Genomic DNA, 19194 nt, shown 5'->3' with positions numbered 1-19194 from the left:
CTATAAGAGATAAGTGCGATCGCGCCCCTGTTCCTTCGCCCGATACAACGCCCTATCAGCCGTCGCAATCAACTCTTCCGGCGAAGACTCCCGATGAGGAACAATGCTCGACACGCCTAAACTGAGAGTAACATATTGCGCGATCGGTGAATTACTATGAGCAATTTGCAAACATTTAACCTTAGTCCGAATCCTTTCCGCAATATCAAACGCCGTTTCTGCACTTGTATTGGGCAAAATCACCGCAAACTCTTCCCCACCATAACGCGCCACCAAATCAGCAGGACGATTCACCGTTTCTCGAATCGCTTTTGCCACTTCCTGTAAACAAAAATCCCCAGCCAAATGACCGTAACTATCATTATAAGGCTTAAAGTAATCCACATCACACATAATCAAAGATAAACAATTTGGATTACCTTTAAACCTGAATCCTTGAGTTTCTTCAATTAATAAATGTTGCCATTCTTGGCTCAAGTACATATTAAACCAATAGCGATTTGCTAATTGAGTCAAACTATCCAAAGTTGCCAAACGATGTAACTCTTCATTAACTGTTTGTAACCTCTCATAGAGTTGTGCTTGTTGAATAGTAACTCCTACCTGTCTCACCAATTGCTTAAGTAACTCTACCTCTAATTCCTGCCCCTCAGATTTTTGTGAAACATTCTCGACAATTAAGAATCCCCAAATTTTTCTTCCTTGTCGAATCGGAAGTATTAAATTAAACTTATTTTCAACTTGATATAAGGGATTTTGGTACTCATTTAAACTGGGAAAATAACCAGCTTTTGTCTCTTGGTAGTTTGGGATATAATCAGAACCTTTACTAGGATAATAGTTATAATTAGTTTCTAAATTAATCAAATCCAAAGATGTTGCCTGCATAGAGTGTTGTTCCAATTGATAAAGAAACACACGCTCATTTTGCAAAATTCCTCGGAGTTCATTAACAGTATCGTTGAGAATTTCCTCTAATTTAGCAGACTGACAAATTTGCTCTTGCATCATCCCAATTAAGTTCTGAATAGCCATTTGATGTTGGATGCGGAGATTCTGTTCATGCACTTGTTTTTGTAACTGGCAAATAATTATATTATTTCTGACTCTGACTAAAACTTCTTCCGGTTGAATTGGTTTATTGATATAATCAACTGCACCAATTTCTAAACATTTAATTTTCTCCTCTTTATGGGCAATGTCAGCAAGCAAAACCAAAGGAATATCTTTAGTAATTTTATCCTCTTTCAAAGATTGACAAGCTTTTACACCATTAAACTCTGATTCCGTAATGTCTAAAATCATTAATTTTGGTCGGGCATATTCAGCTTGATAAATAGCCGAATCAACACTCTTTCCTACCACTACATTAAACCGAGATTCAGTTAATAACTTTGATAAGCTGTTAAGCATTTAAACAGGGATAAGAGCATTACCTTTATTTTTAAGTTTTCGCTCCCATTTAATAATTAACTGTCCTTCATTTAAAAGTTGATGCAATAAATATTCTAATTCTTCGATTGATTTAAATAGTCGATTAGCAATAAATTCTTTTGCTGAATGCCAAACTAATTCAATTAAGTTATAATCCGGGCTATATTTGGGGAGAAACTCTAAATGAATATTGGGCATTTCGGCAGCAATTTTCTGGAGATATTCAGCTTTTTTGTGGAAACTAGCATTATCTAGAATTATCACTATTTTGGCTCCTTTTTCCGCAAATTCATCGGCTTCATTGCCAGCAGCTACCCATTCAGCAATCAATTCTTGATAAAACAGTTTTAGCACTTGATAAAAACTTTCTGAATTGCTTTTATCCAGAAACTCCACAAACCTTTTCTTGTCGGAATACCTCAGCCCTCCCATTACATTAATCCGACCCTTTCTTCGCTCTCCCCTCACCTCTTTTCGGCTACCTTTCTTACACCAATTCTTTCTTTTTATCACGCTTAAACTAAAACCGCTTTCGTCCCAAAACCATACTTGTAAACGTTCTGGGTTATCTTTTTCTATTTTTAAATATTCGGTTATCTTCTTTTTAAATTCTTTTCTTTTTTCCGGCTCTCGCTTTCCCTCTAAGCTGTACTTCGCCCAGAGGTAAACGAACTTTTTTTTCTCTAATATTCTCCTAACTTGCGACCCACTTAATTTTATTCCTGTCGTTTCTGCTAAATATGTTGCTAATCTTTCTGCTGTCCATCTGCCAAATTCGTATCCTAATTCTTTGGGTTCTTTATCTACTGTCTCTAATAATATTTCTCTATATTTATCTGTGGCTTTTTGATGATTCCCCTTCATCCTTTCATCCACTAGGCTTTCCAGATTATCTGGATCTCCATGTACGCACCAATAAGATACTTTATTTATTGAACAGCCCAGAAATTCCGCTATTTTACCTTGAGTTTTTCCATCATTTAGCAACAGTAACATCAGAATTCTTTCTCTAATGTTTCCATTTTCTTCATCTTTTAGGGCTTTTTGTAGCTTCTCTACTTGTTCTAAACTCAGATGATTCTTTGCTGGCATTCCCTGACTCATTTTGCTCGGTTGACTTTTCCATTTTACCCTATTTAAATGATTAACAGCTTAACAAATCAAAATTATTAGCATTATTTCCGATGAGAAAAATCAACCCAGGTTTGGCAGATGCGTTTATTTGAGTGGTGAATCCAGTTTGTGACATGGAGAATTTACTAGCCATTTAGGTATCTGTTAGTACGAAATCGATGACGCTTAACAGTATTCCTTTTTTAGCTAGTGGCTCAAGTGATTAGCCAAATTCAGCTCTTGTGACAATTAGGTATAAATAACGTGCTAGAAACCTTTGTTACATAGTGAGGGAAAAGCTTTTTCGCTTGTGAGAAAGGTCACAATTATTGGCTCTTTCCTACTTGTGACAGAAGACCGAGATTTGAAGCATTAACCCTGTGGTTCTCTCCGCATCGCCCAAAGGCGCAGGTTTCCAGGCAAATCAGAAGTCTTAACCACCTGAAAACCCCGCTTCTGGTAAAAGTTGACATTTTTTTCGCTATCAGTTTCCAAGTAACAAGGCAAATTTTCCCCATCTGCTTGTTTGAGTATCGGTTCGATGAGCTTTCCACCCACACCTTGACCTTGATAAGCGGGGTCAACACCCAGTACATTTAAGTACCAGTGAGGCTCTGACATACATTCTTGATGACATTCCTCTATTTTGTTAAATAGCGGAATTCCCCGCCCCATTCCTCCCCAACCAAGTTTAAATGGCAAAGTTAAAGCTAACTGAACAGTTTGCCACAAGCCCATAGGATATTTTCCTGGGGGTATCCAAATTGCCACACCTTTTAAAGCATCAGTTGTATAAATTGAATCAAAAGGCTGACTGTAGCTTAATGAAACAAGAAATAACTGCTTCATTTTACCCATTCTTGTTAGATCTTCTTTCGGGAAGATGTAACCAAAAATTGGGTCATTCTCGAATGCTTTTGCCAGTACTTCGCTTGCTGCTAGAATTTGCGGCGCTTGAAGACGAATAATTTCGTTGTCTGTCATGGTGCATCTCCCTGTTTTACAGATAGAGTATAGCGTTTGATGATTTTACTGCCTCTTTGGGGGTTGTCTCTTCAACAAAATCTAAAAATCTTAGCTAAGACTCTTGGCAAACTCCAAAATAACGGTTATGCTATATCCAAGAATCTTAGCCAAGGTTTTTGGAATCAGCCAATGTCCAAGATTATTTACGATGTCATCCAACGTTTTGAGGTAGAAAACGGCGTTCCCCGTTTAGTTTCTACGAATATCCAAGTAATTCAAGGTGGCGAAGATTTGCTATCTTTGGCTATTAGTTTGCTGACTCAAATGGGTTTTTATGAGAAGTTTGAGGAAAAAAGGACATCTCAATACATAGGCTATCGTCTTAAAAATCCAGCAAAAGGAGATAAACGTTATCAACTTGTTTTAGCGCAGCGCAAAGAGGGATTATGTATTTCTGCGCTTAAAGAAATATTAGACCCAAATTTGTTAAACCTCATAAATTGGCCTTACGATGATCAATTAAGAGAGATTTGGGATTCTCAAAAAGGAAGATATTGGGTTATTCCCAGTAAAAAAGACATTTTCTTTGCTTCGATGAATCCAGAAATTTGGTACTTAATAAAAGGAAAAATAGCAGGAAATTTTAATTTTAGAAACGCCATCTCTGACTCTCCACTTGGACTAATTAGTAATACTGATAGTTACTTAACCCTCAGAGAGGATAAACTTTTTCCTTACGCTTGGCAAGTATGTATCAATTCTAAAGAAGTTCTAGAAGAATTTATTATTCAATTTGCAAAAGTTTTAATGGAGCAAAAGTAATGTCTATTAAACTCAAAAGATTGGTTAATCCATACGAAGAAAGAATGTTAGAGTTTCTCCATACTTGCGTAGAAGCAGATTACAAAATTCACACACAGGTTAGTTTATCTCAATTCTGTGCAATAGATAGCCCAATTGACTGGGACTTAAGAAAATTTTTCTTTAGTTCCAATGTAGATGCTTTAATAACAGACTTTGATTATAGACCTTGTTTAGTTTTTGAGTTTCAATCTTCATATCATGATAACACAGAGGCTAGGGAGCGCGATCGCAAAAAAGCCACCTTACTCCATCTCGCTAGAATTCCCCTAATTTACTCACGAATAAAAGATTTTGGTTTATTACATCTTTCCTCCCCAGATGAACAGGCAATTTTCAACTTATTCACAGGAAAGGAGCGAGAAAAAGCCGAATTACTAATTAGAAAATATTGCCAGTTACCTACGGAAAATCAAATGGAATTAGTAGCTTGGTAATCATGATTAAATTAAATCCAGAACAGTTAATCGATTTCCAGCAATGGAAACAAGCGAATGGTGATGAATTCTCACTTTGGGATTATCTTTTTGGAGTTGCTAATGCAGAAATAGCGATCGCATTCACCAAACTATTTTTACCTGATATTATCGAACATGAAGGCGGCATCTTTTTAGCCCAAGCATTCAATAAAGAAATCTACGAACAATGGAAAGCTAAACTTGGTAATGACATCACAGCAATTGAAAAAGTGATGAATCATCAGCATATTGATGACTTGCTACCAGGTACAGAGAAAGTTGGCATCGATAATTTATATTATCTGGGAAATGCGCTCTCTCAAATGTGGACGAGTCGCCTAAAATCACTTTATCCTGAGCGAAACTTTCAAATTAGCTGCGATCGAGATGAATATACTGTTGTTGTAACATTCTGCCAGATACCATAACAAATAAACAGCAATTTCCATTCCTACACATTTTATAAAATTTTCCTAACATACCCTAACTCACCACCAATCCAAAGTGTTACAATCAACAACCAAAGCTAGGGGTGCCCACTGTGGGCTGAGAACAAACCCTTTGCACCTGAGTCTGGGTAATACCAGCGGAGGGAAGCTGTTTATCTGAGGAATCAAATATGCGAACAGAATGGGTCGCCAAACGGCGTGGGGAAGCAAACGTCTCTCAAATGCACTACGCCCGCCAGGGTGTGATCACCGAAGAAATGCACTACGTCGCCCAACGGGAAAATCTTCCAGTTGAGTTAATTCGGGATGAAGTTGCCAGGGGACGGATGATTATCCCTGCTAACATTAACCACACTAACTTAGAGCCGATGTGTATTGGCATCGCCTCCAAGTGCAAAGTTAATGCCAACATTGGTGCTTCTCCCAATTCCTCTAATATTGATGAAGAAGTCAATAAGCTGAAGTTGTCGGTGAAATATGGTGCTGACACCGTAATGGACTTATCCACAGGTGGCGGAAATTTAGATGAAATTCGCACCGCTATTATTAAAGCATCGCCTGTTCCCATTGGTACTGTGCCAGTTTACCAAGCATTAGAAAGCGTCTATGGCAAGATGGAAAATCTCACCCCAGATGACTTTCTTCATGTGATTGAAAAGCACGCTCAACAAGGCGTAGATTACATGACAATTCACGCAGGTATTTTAATTGAATACTTGCCATTAGTGAAATCTCGCCTAACAGGAATTGTGTCTCGTGGGGGTGGAATTATTGCTAAATGGATGTTGCATCATCACAAGCAAAATCCGCTTTACACTCACTACCAAGACATCATTGAAATCTTCAAGAAATACGACGTTTCTTTTAGTTTAGGTGATTCTTTGCGCCCTGGTTGTACTCATGATGCTTCCGATGCTGCCCAACTTGCAGAATTAAAAACTCTGGGTAAATTAACTCGCAAAGCTTGGGAACATAACGTACAAGTAATGGTCGAAGGGCCAGGTCATGTACCGATGGATCAAATTGAGTTTAATGTGAAAAAACAAATGGAAGAGTGTTCGGAAGCACCTTTCTATGTTTTAGGGCCTTTGGTGACAGATATTGCGCCTGGTTATGACCATATCACTTCTGCGATCGGGGCAGCAATGGCAGGTTGGTATGGTACGGCAATGTTGTGTTATGTAACGCCTAAAGAACATTTAGGTTTACCGAATGCGGAAGACGTGAGAAATGGGTTAATTGCATATAAAATTGCTGCCCATGCTGCGGATATTGCCCGTCATCGTCCGGGAGCACGCGATCGCGATGACGAACTTTCCCAAGCCAGGTATAATTTCGATTGGAATCGTCAATTTGAGTTGTCATTAGATCCCGATCGGGCCAAAGAATATCACGACGAAACCTTACCAGCAGACATCTACAAAACCGCTGAATTCTGCTCAATGTGTGGGCCAAAATTCTGCCCAATGCAAACAAAAGTTGATGCCGAAGCATTGGAAGAATTGGAGAAGTTTTTGGCAAAAGATCAGGAATCTGTAGCAGTTCCTAGCATCTAAGATTAAAGTAGGGTGGGCTTTTGCCCACCCTAAAAAATATATTGATAAAAATGGAAATTAAAATGGTAGAAACAGAAACAAGCTCTCTAGAACAACCTACTAATGAAGAAAATCTTAACACTAAACCAATTCAAAAAATATTCTTTGGCAGTCCAGGCACAGGCAAAAGCTATCGTGTTAATGAAATTGCAAAAAATGATTTAGGTATAGATAATGATGAAAACATAATTAAAACTGTATTTCATCCAGAATACACTTATTCCGACTTTATAGGCAAACTTTTACCACAAACTAATGGGTATGGTTCTGTAATATACAAGTTTTATGAAGGTCATTTTCTACAGGCATTAGGATTGGCATATAGAAAGCTTATAGATGGTACTAAAGAAAATGTTCTTTTGGTTATTGACGAATTAAATAGAGGCAATGCTGCTGCAATATTTGGCACAGTTTTTCAATTACTCGATCGTAATGAAGATGGTTGGTCTAGTTATTCAGTTAGTTTGTCTGAACTTGAAATATTTGGTCTTTGGCGAGCAATGCAATATAAAGTGCAGATTTTTCCCGATAATATAATTGTAGAAGGCAGTAATTTTGAGAAGTTTTACGACTCAAAAAAGCAAGAGTTAGAAGGTAAGGATGAAGATGGCTTGCGGGTATTAAATTATTTTAGCCAAAATAAGATTGCTATTCCAAACAACCTTTCAATTATTGCTACCATCAATACCTCTGACGAATCCATTTATTATCTTGATAGTGCATTTAAGCGTCGCTGGGATTGGGAATATATAGAAGTTCCCGGAGAGAATTTTTCTGGTGAAGTCCCAAAAGAAATAAAGGAAGTACTAATTGAAAATACTGAATACAAGTGGTCTGAATTTGTTAAAAATTTAAATGAATTTATTAAGTCTAATCATCAGACAATACGGAGAATAGAGGATAAACAGATTGGCTGGTGGTTTTTGAAGCCAGACAATAACAAGATTGAAGAAGAAGCTATTAAGAATAAATTGATGTTCTATTTATGGGACAGCGTATTTCCGCGAGACAGGAAGCCGTTAGCAGAACTTTTAAAGAAAGCCTGTGGCAAAAGCAAAAGTATTGAATTGATTACTTTTTCTGACTTTGTGGCATTGGCAGAAGATTTTGTAACTGGTATTTATAATGAAAAGTGGAAAGCTTAATTTATTTCGCTTGCAAGCTACAATTGAGGGATAAAAATGATAAATTTTGGGAAATTGCAAGTCAGGACAAATGAAAAGTATTCTTTTGTAGGAATAGAGAACAAAAATTCCCAATTAATTTTTCATGTTCCAAAAGGTTTCTCTCAAGATGATCCCTCAATCGATACTTTTAATTTCAAGCGAGATTTATTTTTTAAATTGTACAGAGTGCTGGATATATTCAAGCAAACATTATTGGAAAAGGGACATTCTTTTCAAGAAATTAAAGCTAGCGATCGCGACGGGATCATTCAAGAAGAAGAAGGTGCAGAAATTGATGGTGAAAACAAGCAAGAAATTAATTTTTCTAAGCTTGACGCACTGGAAAAAATACTCGATGCTTATGATGAATTAAAAATTTTAGCCCTTGTTTCTCGACTAGGTAAGACAGAAAAATTAGATTATAGCAAACTCCACCACTTTTTACATAAAGGTATTTTTTTGGAAAACGGTGCTGTTTATGTGGATTCGATGGTTTTGCCTCGGAAAGAGGTACGTTTTGAAGTAACTGATATAATCAATATGTATTGTTACATATTGGTTGAAATTAAACACCAATTAGAACAAGAGGTAAGTTCTGAAGTAAGAGCTTTAGCTGAACAATTTAGACAAAAATATATTGGTTCTGAATCAACTTTATTTAATGAATTAACCTATGAACAAGTAATGAATGATTTAAAAGACGCACTTGAAGTTATTGACAATTATACTCCTATAAAAGAGCCTGATTATTGGTATTTCTATGATGCTATCGAAGCTTTCTTATTTGGAGATTTAAATTATTCTAAGAAAGGACTAATTTGGGGAATCAGTAACTTCCATAGCGTTTGGGAATCGATGTGCTTAAATTACTTATGTAATACCCATATTTCTAATCTTATTTTATATGTAGATAATAAGTTTATTAAATATAAAAATTATTTCAAAAAGGAGGATAATATTCTTAATTTAGAAAATGTTTTTCTAATGCAAGTGAAACAAGAAAATCGTAGGCTTTACCCTGACGCAGTTATCATTTCATTGAATTACTCTAACTTTAATTTACAATTGATTGAAAAAGATCTGAAAAGCCACATTATAACAAAAGACGATTCATGGAATGATGATTATGCTTATTATACCAAGTTTAGCTGCCAAAAATTAAAGAATAATTGGTTAAAGATTGCTTACGAAAACCAGCCCAAAGATAGGCATACTTTTGATGTATTTCCAAAAAGACTTAAAACTAGTGAAAATTCTATAAGCATTGCTATAACTAGATTACCCGAAAAGTTTTCTTCTTATTGGCCTTTAAATTATCCATTGTTGATTGAGGAAATACAAATGATGCGTAGCTTTAACCATATATTCTGGGTTGCTTTAGCAAAGGGAGTAACTTCGGAAAATGATTTTAAAAAATTTATTGAGCAATTAGAAAATTCTTCTAAAGATGTAGATGTAGGCAGAAAATTTAGCAAATTATCAAATGTGTTTAAAAGCTCTCTATTGTCAGAGTCTCGAGAGGAGGAATTTAGACAATTTGTCGAAAATTCATGCTTTCATATAATAGATATTAAATATGATAATTTCGCTTATTACAAAGATTCTGAAAATTTAGAAAAAATTAAGGTAAAGAATGTAAGAAAGCAATTTGTTTACGAATATCTACTTCAAAACCATTTGGATAGCTCTAATAGTCTTGTTAAAAAATGTTCTATAAAAAGTGAATTTTGGCTTCCAACTTATTCACCAAATTCACCTGCATTAACCGAAGGCCCAGAATATTTGGATGGTTATATAAAATTGAGAGGTGTTAACATTATGGCTGTGATTGATAGCTATTTAAATACAGAAGTAAATAAAGTTTAGTTACTGCGTTCTTGTAAATAGGCACCAGTTGTATACCTCAATCAAAACATTGTAACTAGTTTAGTCATCAGTCATTGGTCATTAGTCATTAGCACCCCACCAAAAATCTAGAAGAACATCTGCGTTCATCTGCGTTCATCTGCATTCATCTGCGTTCAAAAAAACGATCGCCAACTCTCACCACAAATCTAATACTAACAACCATTGACCAATAACTAACCCTCTAATTCCTTAGCACGACTTTGAATTTCCTCAATCCCAAAAACTGCCGAAAACTTCAACCCAACAGACTGATAAAACTCTTCACCACCCTGCTTTCTATCCACCAAAGAAATCACTTCTTCCACAGTGTAACCAGCTAGGCGCAATCTTTCCACCGCCTTCATTGCAGACTGTCCAGTAGTCACCACATCTTCCAAAACTACCACTTTTGCACCATCGGGTAAATTTGGCCCTTCAACATAAGCTTTTGTTCCATGACCTTTAGCTTCTTTTCTGACAATTAAAGCGGGAATGGGGCGATTTTCCAAAGCAGAAATTACGCTTACAGCTGATACGATCGGATCGGCACCCAAAGTTAATCCAGCCACAGCTTGCGTATCTTCCGGTAACATTGCTAGAAGTAAACGCCCGATCGCCAAACCCCCTTGCGGATGCAAAGTCACCTGTTTACCATTAATATAATAAGAACTCTTCTGCCCAGAAGAAAGCACAAAATCCCCAGATTGATAAGCCAACTGACAAAATAAATCTAGGAGTTCCTGCCGTAAACTCGTTAAATCAGATGAAGCTTTAATTCCACTAGTCATTACAGTAATTAAACTAAATCGGTCAACAACGATCTTAGACTGAAAGATAGGTTAATATTTGGAAAAAAGTGAGGGTGAAATTATGGTCATGCGCCTTAGCAATTTGATAGCAGCATTAACGCTGAGTACTGCTACCTGCTTACTTACCACGACTGCCAAAGCACAACCAGAAGTATACTGCACCAATGGCTTAGATTGTGTCGCTCCTTTTCCCTTAACAGGATACACTCTGGATGAAGCAATGAACCGTGCTTTTTACAGCCACGATAAACCAGTTTATCAAAATCAAGTCTTCCCCAGACAACTTTACTTCATTTTTGGCTTCGGTTCCAACTTGCTTCAAGGCAACTACCCAGATGTTGAAATTGCCAAAGACGCACGCGCAGTTCACAACCTTTACGTAGAAGCCTTGAGATTGCAAAATACTAGTGGCCCTATATTGCGTACTAGAAATTTACCCAACCCTTACAACACCTCTTTATTGCAACTTGGCAATACTTTCATTGTTAACCCAAACCAAGTTCCCGGAGTTGAACTTTACATCGAAGAATTACCCCTTCAGTAAAATTTTTAAACCGATTTTCTAGTAAGGTTTTAGTCCTAATTGTCAACACAGATAGGACTAATTTTTTCCTGTGAAATCGGCAGTGCAGGAGTCGAACCTGCCTGAGGCGAATTATGAGTTCGCTGCCTAATCCGCTCGGCCAACTGCCGGAATTTTACTGACAAGCGGTACTAACTGCAAACAGAATAATATAATACCACTTCAAGTTTATCCCAGCTATAAGCTCTTTAATTGTATAATCGATCGGGTAAATTCGACAAGCTTTAGAGCTGGCTGAGTATAATTGAGCGTTAGTGGAAGCAAAATGGCGAAAAATATAACCTCTATGAGAAGATTGAACCCAACAGCAGTCCTGACAATTACTTTGTTAGCACTGATGCTTGCCGGGGGCTTTTTGAGTGGAATTTGGGGATTCGCTTTAGGTAGGGAAGCTCTCAAAGGTGTCAGCCAACCAGATGCTCGCCCAACAGCCAAAAAGAACCAAAAGGATTCCCAGTTGGCCTCGAAACCCCTGATTTTTCTTAAAGAAGCCGATATCATTAAGACTGTGAAAGTTCGGTTACAGGAGAAAGACAAGCAAGCTAAACCGGAAAAGAAAGAAGCAGACAGTAATATTAATGAGAATTTGGTTGCCAAAGCTGAAGCTGCTCAGAAACCGCCAACTCAGCCCGGTTTTCCCATTACCACCAAAGATAAAGGTGTAGTCTTGGAAATTCGCTCAATACACAAGAAAGAGGGGTTTTTACTGTTAGATGTTAGCTTGAAGAATGAAAGCTCTCAACCAGTAAAGTTTGTTTACAGTTTTTTAGATGTTACTGATAACTGGGGAAGACCTTTAAGTGCTAATGTAGAAGGTTTGCCAGGAGAAATACCTGCTAATAGTCAGGCGTTCGCTGGGACAGTAAATATTCCAAATTCGGTGCTGGAAAATGCCGAGCAACTTTCTTTGACGTTAACGGATTATCCCGAGCAAAAAGTTCGTCTGCAAGCTGCTGGTATTCCCATTGCCAAACCTAGTAATTAATTAAAAAATCTTTTTCTTAGTAATAGTACTTTTTCCTTATAATGTTTGCCACTGCTGTGGTTTTGTTAGTGACCTATCAGGGATTGAGTAATCAAGTTCCCATAGCTCTTACTTGGTCGGATGTGGGATTTCGGATTTTGTCAGTGTTGTTACTAATTGCAATCAATGCTTTTTTTGTTACTGCTGAGTTTTCTATGGTTTCGGTGCGTCGATCGCGCATCAACCAATTAGTTAACTCAGGCGATATTCCGGCAAAAACTGTACAAGATTTGCAACGCAGTATCGATCGGTTACTGTCAACTACTCAACTGGGAATTACCCTTTCTAGTTTAGCTTTGGGTTGGATTGGCGAAAATACAATGGCGATTTTAGTCGCTAGTTTTTTGACTCGCTTACCATTACCCCGATCGCTCAATCAAATGATGGCTCATACTTTAGCCATTCCCTTAGCTTTTTTCCTGATTGCTTATTTACAAATAGTGTTAGGCGAGTTGTGTCCAAAATCAGTTGCCTTACTTTATTCTGAACAATTAGCTAGATTTTTAGGGCGGCCAAGTTTAGCGATCGCCCGCTTTTTTAACCCCTTCATTTGGATTTTAAATCAATCCACTCGCTTTTTATTAAGAATTGTCGGAATTCGTTACACTGGACAAGGTTGGCGCACCCCAGTTACCCCAGAAGAATTACAACAAATTATCACTACTTCTACAGAATCAACAGGATTAGAAGCCGAACAAAGAGAACTGTTAAGAAACGTCTTTGAATTTGGCGATATTACCGCAGAAGAAGTAATGATTCCGCGAATTAGTATTGCCGCTATTCCCAGTAACGCTACCTTCCAAACCTTACTTTATGAAATCGCTGCCAGCGGTCACTCCCGTTACCCAGTCATGGGAGAATCTTTAGATGATATTCGGGGAATTATTGACTTTATTGAATTAGCTGAACCTTTAGCCCAAGGAAATCTTAATTTAGAGACTCCCATTCAACCTTGGATTCATCCAGTAAGATTCGTTCCCGAATACACGCCATTAAGTCAATTGTTGCCGATGATGCAGCGATCGCACCTGCCAATGGTAATGGTAGTTGATGAATTTGGCGGAACTGCCGGATTAGTCACAATTAACGATCTAATTGCCGAAATAATCGGTGACACTAACGAACCAGAAAACCCCGAAGAATTACTCATCCAAAGTTTAGATGAACAAACTTTCTTAGTCCAAGCACAAATTAATTTAGAAGAACTTAACGACCTGTTAGATTTGAATTTACCATTAACAAATGAATACCAAACCTTAGCAGGTTTTTTACTTTACGAAGCCCAAAAAATTCCCCAAGTTGGAGAAAGTTTAATCTATAAAAAATTGGAATTTACCGTAATATCTGCTGAAGGGCCAAGATTACATCAAATTCGCATTCGTCGCCTCGACTCAACTTCAAATTTGATGGAAGATAGCAGCGAAATAAATACTGTAAGTAAAACCAAAGATTCAACAACAAGCAACACTAGTTCTGACTCTGACTTGATTTCAGATTAAATTAACAGCTAATCAGGAAAAAATTCAGCATTCATCGCTTGTTCTGGAGTATAAAGACAAACTTCGGGAAAAGACTGTTCATCTAACTGAGTTTCTTTAATTGCTAAAGCTAAACCGAGTTCGTAAGCATCTAGAAAACACTGGCTTAAATATGGTTTTAAACTGGGGCTATCCTGCAAAAGTAATTTAATTTGAATCCGTTGTTCGCGAATAGTACCTAACCAACTATTGCTCCGCTTTTCTGGTTGAAATTGCCACTTGAGTAAATGCCCCAATAATACGCCTAATCTATTTCTTAATTCTTGGCACTCTTTCCTACCCAAACTTTCAATTTCCTCAATTAAATTAAATGTGTCTACCCTATTCCACTGCTGCGTTTTGAGCAAATTAACTTGTTGTTGAGTCCAAGCATAAAAATCTCTTTCATAAAGGTCAGAAGTAGAACTTATCTCCATCTTAAATCTTTAGTTAACGGCTACTTACTAATAATAATTTACTTGAAGAACTGAGGACTGGGGTAAATTTGGTAGGTTGGGTTTTTTCCACCCAACCTAATTCTGATTGACTGTCTAAGCTGCTTTACTTTGCTTGCGAGAACGCCAACCCAAACCAACTAAGGCTAATAGTCCAACAACCATTCCTGGTTCTGGAACGCTTTGAGGTTCGCGCAAATTTTCACCGTCAAAAACAAGTCCTGAGCCAAAATCAGCGAGTTCTAACTCATCAAGAATGAAGCTTTCTACAGAGATGCTATCGTCGAACCAGTTATCATCATCAAGTAACGGAGAGTCTGCTTGCTGATTCCAACCTGCACCCGATGAAGTTGTACCAGAACTACTAGCAATTGTTGGATTAGAACGTCCTAGCAACTGAGCAAGGTAATTAGCTGCACTGCGAATCCAATTAGCTGAGGATGACACGCGAACCGAAGCTGAAGTATCGCCGTAGTCTGCATTCGTAGCGCCATCGGTAGAACTGATAAAGGAATGAACCCCAGCAACTCGACCATCGATGAACATTCCACCGCCGCTATCTCCGGGACCCAATTGATATTCTAAGTTAAGGGGTTGACTAAGAGGATCGGACGATCGAGCCAAGCGGGGATCGTCAAAGTCGGAAACAAGTAAGCGATCGCTCCAACCCAAACGAGTTCCTACTCCCATTATGTTTTGACCTGCCCGTTTCACACTATCGGAGCGAATATATCCAGTGTCGCCTGTTCCGGTTGCGCCGAAACCTACGTAAGTACCAACTTTGAGGTCTTCATCACGGCTAGTGTAAAGCATTGCTGGATTGACGTTCCACACGCTGCTGCTCAAACTTAATATGGCTAAGTCAACGCCTAATCCTAAATTACCTCCACTACTAAACCAATTGCTATTTGCGGCAACTCCATTAACGCTGTATCTTTGATTACCAAGCAAAAAAGTCCCTTGATTCATGAAGACATTTGAGTTTTCAACGCAGTGAGCCGCAGTGAGAACATAGTTCCGAGCAATTAATGTTCCCGAACACCCCCATCCGCCAGCAGAGTTGCGAGCGCTAAGGTAGCCAACGCTGGGGAAACCAGCGGCTAAATTTCTGTAGAGTGAGTCCGATCGATCGTGCCGAATAGTACCAGCTTCAGCGACAAAACCTACACTAACTGTTGCCATTAAAGCTGTCGCAGTAGAAGCAAACAAATGATTAATCTTCATAGTTAATAGTCTCTTATTCCTTTGTTTTTTGACTTATTTATCTATAAAGTTTAAAGAATAACTATTAAATTAGCTTCTGTGCAATTGCGGAAATTTTGAAAATTTACTACTAAATTTTAATTGAATTTAAAAATAGTGAAACTGCCGAAATGACATCGAAAAATATCAGTATTACTCCTGAAAAAACTTGGATTTTTTGGAAATTATGATTATTTAAGTAGTTTGACTTAAAATTGGCAATACTTTACTTCCACTTAAGTAAAATTTCTACTAATACCTAAATACTTTATTATTCAGCATAATCCACAGGATCTTTTAAACCCAATTCCTCAAAAGCCGCCAAACGTAAGCGACAAGAATCACAAACACCGCAAGCTTTTTCCCCACCAGCATAACAAGACCAAGTTTTTTCCCAAGGCACACCTAAACTATTACCTAATTGAATAATTTCTGTCTTTCTTAAATCAATTAAAGGCGCAACAATTTTAATTGGTTCACCCTGAAGACCTTGCTTAGTTCCCAAACGAAAAACTTCCTGCATCGCTTGGATATAATCAGGACGACAATCTGGATAACCAGAATAATCCAAGGCATTGACCCCAATGTAAACCCGTGATGCGTCGATCGCTTCTGCATATCCCAACGCAAAACTTAAAAAAATCGTATTTCTCGCTGGAACATAAGTAATTGGAATACTTGCTCCCATCTCGGAGAGCGATCGCTCGCTGGGCAAATCAATTTGATTATCCGTCAGCGCCGAACCCCCCCACAAGCGTAAATCAAAACTCACAATCTGGTGTTCCCGCACCCCAGCAAAACGCGCAATATCTCGCGCTGCTGACAATTCTCGACGGTGGCGCTGCTGATAATCAAACGAAAGTGCGTAACAATCTAACCCATCTTGTCGAGCTTGGTACAGTACAGTTGACGAATCTAAACCCCCAGATAACAAAATCACTGCTTTCATCGCTTTTTTCCTCTAATACTTCTTCTAGCTTTAATACTCAATGGTTTTCGCCAAAAAGCATAAAAAGCATTTTTGGTCAAGATAACCTCTGTAGGAACTTTGAGTCTGCTTATAAATTCTTAATCAATGGAGCCACTATGTTACCATCTGGATGGTTTTTGACGGCTATAAGTAAAAAGACCAAACGTGGTGTAGGAGCATACCAGAGTGCAAGAAAGCATCTCCGTAAGATTTTCAAATGCTTATATGCAACGAAATATAGAACCGTTGCGAATTGGGGTCATCGGTGTAGGTAACATGGGGCAACATCATACCCGTGTTTTAAGCCTACTCAAAGATGTAGAACTAGTCGGTGTCGCAGATATTAACGTAGAACGCGGTTTAGATACTGCTAGTAAGTATCGGGTGCGCTTCTTTGAAGATTATCGTGACCTGCTGCCTCATGTAGAGGCGGTTTGCATTGCTGTACCAACTCGCTTGCATCATGCAGTAGGAATGACCTGTCTGCAATCAGGGATTCACGTTTTGATTGAAAAACCGATCGCAGCCAGCATCAGCGAGGCTGAAACTCTTGTTAATGCTGCCGCTGAATCCGGGCGCATTCTCCAAGTCGGACACATCGAACGCTTTAATCCAGCATTCCAAGAACTCAGCAAAGTGCTGAAAACCGAAGAATTGCTGGCGCTAGAGGCACATCGCATGAGCCCTTACTCCGATCGAGCTAACGATGTCTCTGTAGTTTTGGATTTAATGATCCATGACATAGACCTGTTGTTGGAATTAGCAGCCGCGCCAGTGGTGAAATTAACTGCTAGTGGTAGTCGCGCCTCCAATTCTGGCTATTTGGATTATGTGACCGCTACTTTGGGTTTTAGCAACGGAATCGTGGCGAATCTGACTGCTAGCAAAGTCACTCACCGGAAAATCCGCCGGATTGCCGCCCATTGTAAAAATTCTCTAACTGAAGCTGACTTTCTCAATAACGAAATTCTGATTCATCGCCAAACTACCGCCAATTACATGACTGATTACGGTCAAGTACTCTATCGGCAAGATGGTCTAATTGAGAAAGTTTACACCAGTAATATTGAACCACTTCATGCAGAATTGGAGCATTTTGTCAATTGCGTGCGTGGTGGCAATCAACCTTCTGTAGGCGGCGAACAAGCTCTGAAAGCGCTGCGTTTAGCAAGCTCGATCGAACAAATGGCGCTAGATGGTCAAGTTTGGCATCAGACAGAGATAGAGCACGTTAATCAATCACCTTTACAGGTTTAAATTCAGCCAAGTTTTTCGCTTCGCGAGTTTTGAGTTATGAATTATGAGTTTTCAGTTATAAATTTTGAGTTTTCAGTTGTTAAGTTATTAACTCAAAACTTAGAAATCAAAACTCATAATTAACTGAGTAATTGCTTGGCTAACTTGGAAATTACCCTGATAACTGAGGTGAATATGATCCCTATATAAACTTTCTTTTGACTCGGCACAGTTAAACACTGGCAAAAAATCCAAGTATAAAATTTGTTTGTTGGCAGTGAATTCTTGAAGTCGTTGGCGTTCTTTAATCTCGTAGTCGCGGGGGCCAGGGTCGCCAACTTCTCGCAATAATGGTGTCATTGCCAGCAAAAATTTGCTATTGCTGAATTTTGCGATCGCCTGAATTTCCCCAATTGCTGCTAAATTAAACCCAACTCGATCGCCTGGTTCCTGATTTAATTTTTGTAATTCCGGTATATTTGGTGCTGGCAAAAGATAGCGAGTCACAACTTCTTGTAATGCCAACAAAGGTTTGTTAGCTGGATAATTGCGATCGCGTCCCACCTGTATACTAGAAGGCGCAGTAGCAAACAAATCATCAGTATTAATTAACAACACCAACACTTGCGCCTCAAAAGTACCAAACTTTTTTAAATAAGCTAACTCATTTCTTGGCCCCCAAGAATTTGCCGAAGCATTTAAAACTTCCACTTCCCTAAACCCATTTTGGGCAAAAGTTGCTTTTAAACTACTTGCCATCATTACCGATAAAATATCAGCTTGATCGGTCCACCAACCACCATTAGCGATCGAATCTCCCAACAACAACACCCGCAAAGTTGACTCCGCACGAGTGGGCGAAATTATCCCACCTCGCATCGAATATTCATTAATCTCTATGCGATTGCCAAACCTTCGCGTTTGCTGATTTGGTGCTAGTAAATAACCAATCTCTGCATCTGTAACATAAATTAAGGGATTACCAAAGCCAAAGCGCGATCGTAATCCCATCTCTAAAAATAACAACACCACAAAAACCGTTGCCAAAACTATCAGCAATATATTCACAACTCTTCTCTCCCCGAATTTATACTCATCTGTAATCTTCAGACTAAAAAGCGAAAAAACTTTCTAAAGATATGCTTAATTTTTGAGTTTTTGTACCATAAGGTAATAGACGAACATAGCAACAGCTAGTTAATTTAATATTTAAAATCTTTATTTTGTAAAACTTTGCAGCACTCTACCGGAGGAATATATAGCGCTATGACAGACTTAAATCGTGGCATCATGAAATTCGACGGAGCCGACACCCCCAAAGCTGTTACCATTTCAGCAATCCTAGTTCTAGGTACAATTGCTGGCTTAATAATTTGGGCAATCAATTCCGCTTACGCCGTAGGCTAGAAGAAAGGCTCCAGGTGCAGGG

19 protein-coding genes, 1 tRNA gene and 1 riboswitch are annotated in these 19194 nt (G+C 38.4%); of the genes, 11 read left to right on the top strand and 9 right to left on the bottom strand.

Going from position 1 to position 19194, the window contains the following annotated elements:
* The 3 genes from ACE1CA_RS28880 to ACE1CA_RS28870 all read right to left on the bottom strand — a co-directional run bounded on the left by ACE1CA_RS28880 (position 1) and on the right by ACE1CA_RS28870 (position 3531).
* A complete protein-coding gene (locus ACE1CA_RS28880) occupies positions 1 to 1413 on the bottom strand; it encodes a GGDEF domain-containing response regulator (RefSeq protein WP_413280896.1) in 1413 nt (470 codons plus the stop codon).
* Positions 1414 to 2526, bottom strand: a complete 1113-nt coding sequence (locus ACE1CA_RS28875; protein WP_486517970.1) for an IS630 family transposase — start codon at positions 2524 to 2526, stop codon at positions 1414 to 1416.
* A gap of 393 nt (positions 2527 to 2919) precedes the next feature.
* Positions 2920 to 3531: a GNAT family N-acetyltransferase gene (locus ACE1CA_RS28870; RefSeq protein ID WP_413275846.1), complete on the bottom strand. Its 612-nt coding sequence runs from the start codon at positions 3529 to 3531 to the stop codon at positions 2920 to 2922.
* 39 nt (positions 3532 to 3570) lie between these two features.
* Between ACE1CA_RS28870 and ACE1CA_RS28865 the strand changes: the two genes are divergently transcribed.
* From ACE1CA_RS28865 to ACE1CA_RS28840, 6 genes are all read left to right on the top strand, one after another.
* Positions 3571 to 4335 carry a hypothetical protein gene (locus ACE1CA_RS28865; protein ID WP_459563549.1) on the top strand — a complete coding sequence of 255 codons (765 nt, stop codon included), beginning with the start codon at positions 3571 to 3573 and terminating at the stop codon, positions 4333 to 4335.
* Positions 4335 to 4811: a DUF2726 domain-containing protein gene (locus tag ACE1CA_RS28860; RefSeq protein ID WP_413275844.1), complete on the top strand. Its 477-nt coding sequence runs from the start codon at positions 4335 to 4337 to the stop codon at positions 4809 to 4811. The genes ACE1CA_RS28865 and ACE1CA_RS28860 overlap by 1 nt, the downstream gene beginning before the upstream one ends.
* Positions 4812 to 4813: 2 nt before the next feature.
* Positions 4814 to 5260: a hypothetical protein gene (locus ACE1CA_RS28855; protein ID WP_413275843.1), complete on the top strand. Its 447-nt coding sequence runs from the start codon at positions 4814 to 4816 to the stop codon at positions 5258 to 5260.
* A gap of 90 nt (positions 5261 to 5350) precedes the next feature.
* A riboswitch (TPP riboswitch) is annotated at positions 5351 to 5444 on the top strand.
* Positions 5445 to 5451: 7 nt separating this feature from the next.
* Positions 5452 to 6837 (top strand): phosphomethylpyrimidine synthase, encoded by a 1386-nt coding sequence (gene thiC / locus ACE1CA_RS28850; protein WP_413275842.1) that lies wholly within the window; start codon positions 5452 to 5454, stop codon positions 6835 to 6837.
* A 62-nt stretch (positions 6838 to 6899) separates the two neighbouring features.
* Complete coding sequence (locus ACE1CA_RS28845; protein ID WP_413275841.1) at positions 6900 to 8021, top strand: restriction endonuclease; 1122 nt, start codon at positions 6900 to 6902, stop codon at positions 8019 to 8021.
* Between the two features lie 36 nt (positions 8022 to 8057).
* A complete protein-coding gene (locus ACE1CA_RS28840; protein WP_413275840.1) occupies positions 8058 to 9908 on the top strand; it encodes a hypothetical protein in 1851 nt (616 codons plus the stop codon).
* 215 nt (positions 9909 to 10123) lie between these two features.
* Here ACE1CA_RS28840 and pyrE read toward each other — a convergent pair whose 3' ends face one another.
* Positions 10124 to 10717, bottom strand: coding sequence for an orotate phosphoribosyltransferase (gene pyrE, locus ACE1CA_RS28835; RefSeq protein WP_413275839.1), 594 nt, complete (start codon positions 10715 to 10717; stop codon positions 10124 to 10126).
* Positions 10718 to 10799: 82 nt separating this feature from the next.
* On the opposite strand from pyrE, the gene ACE1CA_RS28830 reads away from it, so the two are divergent.
* Entirely contained in the window at positions 10800 to 11282 is a 483-nt protein-coding gene (locus ACE1CA_RS28830; protein WP_413275838.1) for a hypothetical protein, read from the top strand.
* Positions 11283 to 11358: 76 nt separating this feature from the next.
* On the opposite strand, the gene ACE1CA_RS28825 is transcribed toward ACE1CA_RS28830, so the two are convergent.
* Positions 11359 to 11431, bottom strand: a tRNA-Ile gene (locus tag ACE1CA_RS28825).
* A gap of 155 nt (positions 11432 to 11586) precedes the next feature.
* Here ACE1CA_RS28825 and ACE1CA_RS28820 point away from each other — a divergent pair.
* Both ACE1CA_RS28820 and ACE1CA_RS28815 read left to right on the top strand, forming a co-directional pair.
* Positions 11587 to 12306 (top strand): hypothetical protein, encoded by a 720-nt coding sequence (locus ACE1CA_RS28820; RefSeq protein WP_413275837.1) that lies wholly within the window; start codon positions 11587 to 11589, stop codon positions 12304 to 12306.
* Between the two features lie 68 nt (positions 12307 to 12374).
* Positions 12375 to 13844, top strand: a complete 1470-nt coding sequence (locus tag ACE1CA_RS28815; protein WP_413275836.1) for a hemolysin family protein — start codon at positions 12375 to 12377, stop codon at positions 13842 to 13844.
* A gap of 8 nt (positions 13845 to 13852) precedes the next feature.
* Here the strand turns inward: ACE1CA_RS28815 and ACE1CA_RS28810 are convergent, their stop codons facing one another.
* The 3 genes from ACE1CA_RS28810 to queC form a co-directional block, all read right to left on the bottom strand.
* Positions 13853 to 14299 carry a DUF29 domain-containing protein gene (locus ACE1CA_RS28810; RefSeq protein WP_413275835.1) on the bottom strand — a complete coding sequence of 149 codons (447 nt, stop codon included), beginning with the start codon at positions 14297 to 14299 and terminating at the stop codon, positions 13853 to 13855.
* Between the two features lie 114 nt (positions 14300 to 14413).
* Positions 14414 to 15541: a trypsin-like serine protease gene (locus tag ACE1CA_RS28805; RefSeq protein WP_413275834.1), complete on the bottom strand. Its 1128-nt coding sequence runs from the start codon at positions 15539 to 15541 to the stop codon at positions 14414 to 14416.
* Positions 15542 to 15830: 289 nt separating this feature from the next.
* Positions 15831 to 16508, bottom strand: a complete 678-nt coding sequence (gene queC / locus ACE1CA_RS28800; protein ID WP_413275833.1) for a 7-cyano-7-deazaguanine synthase QueC — start codon at positions 16506 to 16508, stop codon at positions 15831 to 15833.
* Between the two features lie 246 nt (positions 16509 to 16754).
* On the opposite strand from queC, the gene ACE1CA_RS28795 reads away from it, so the two are divergent.
* A complete protein-coding gene (locus tag ACE1CA_RS28795; protein WP_413275849.1) occupies positions 16755 to 17786 on the top strand; it encodes a Gfo/Idh/MocA family oxidoreductase in 1032 nt (343 codons plus the stop codon).
* Positions 17787 to 17885: 99 nt separating this feature from the next.
* On the opposite strand, the gene ACE1CA_RS28790 is transcribed toward ACE1CA_RS28795, so the two are convergent.
* Positions 17886 to 18833 carry an SGNH/GDSL hydrolase family protein gene (locus ACE1CA_RS28790; RefSeq protein ID WP_413275832.1) on the bottom strand — a complete coding sequence of 316 codons (948 nt, stop codon included), beginning with the start codon at positions 18831 to 18833 and terminating at the stop codon, positions 17886 to 17888.
* A gap of 198 nt (positions 18834 to 19031) precedes the next feature.
* On the opposite strand from ACE1CA_RS28790, the gene ACE1CA_RS28785 reads away from it, so the two are divergent.
* Entirely contained in the window at positions 19032 to 19172 is a 141-nt protein-coding gene (locus ACE1CA_RS28785) for a hypothetical protein (protein ID WP_413275831.1), read from the top strand.
* The last annotated feature ends 22 nt before the right edge of the window (positions 19173 to 19194 follow it).

The organism is Floridaenema evergladense BLCC-F167 (assembly GCF_041929205.2).
GTDB classification, from domain to species: Bacteria; Cyanobacteriota; Cyanobacteriia; order Cyanobacteriales; family Aerosakkonemataceae; genus Floridanema; species Floridanema evergladense.
Note: the sequence above shows the minus strand (reverse complement) of the source record. Positions and strands in the feature narration are given on the sequence as shown.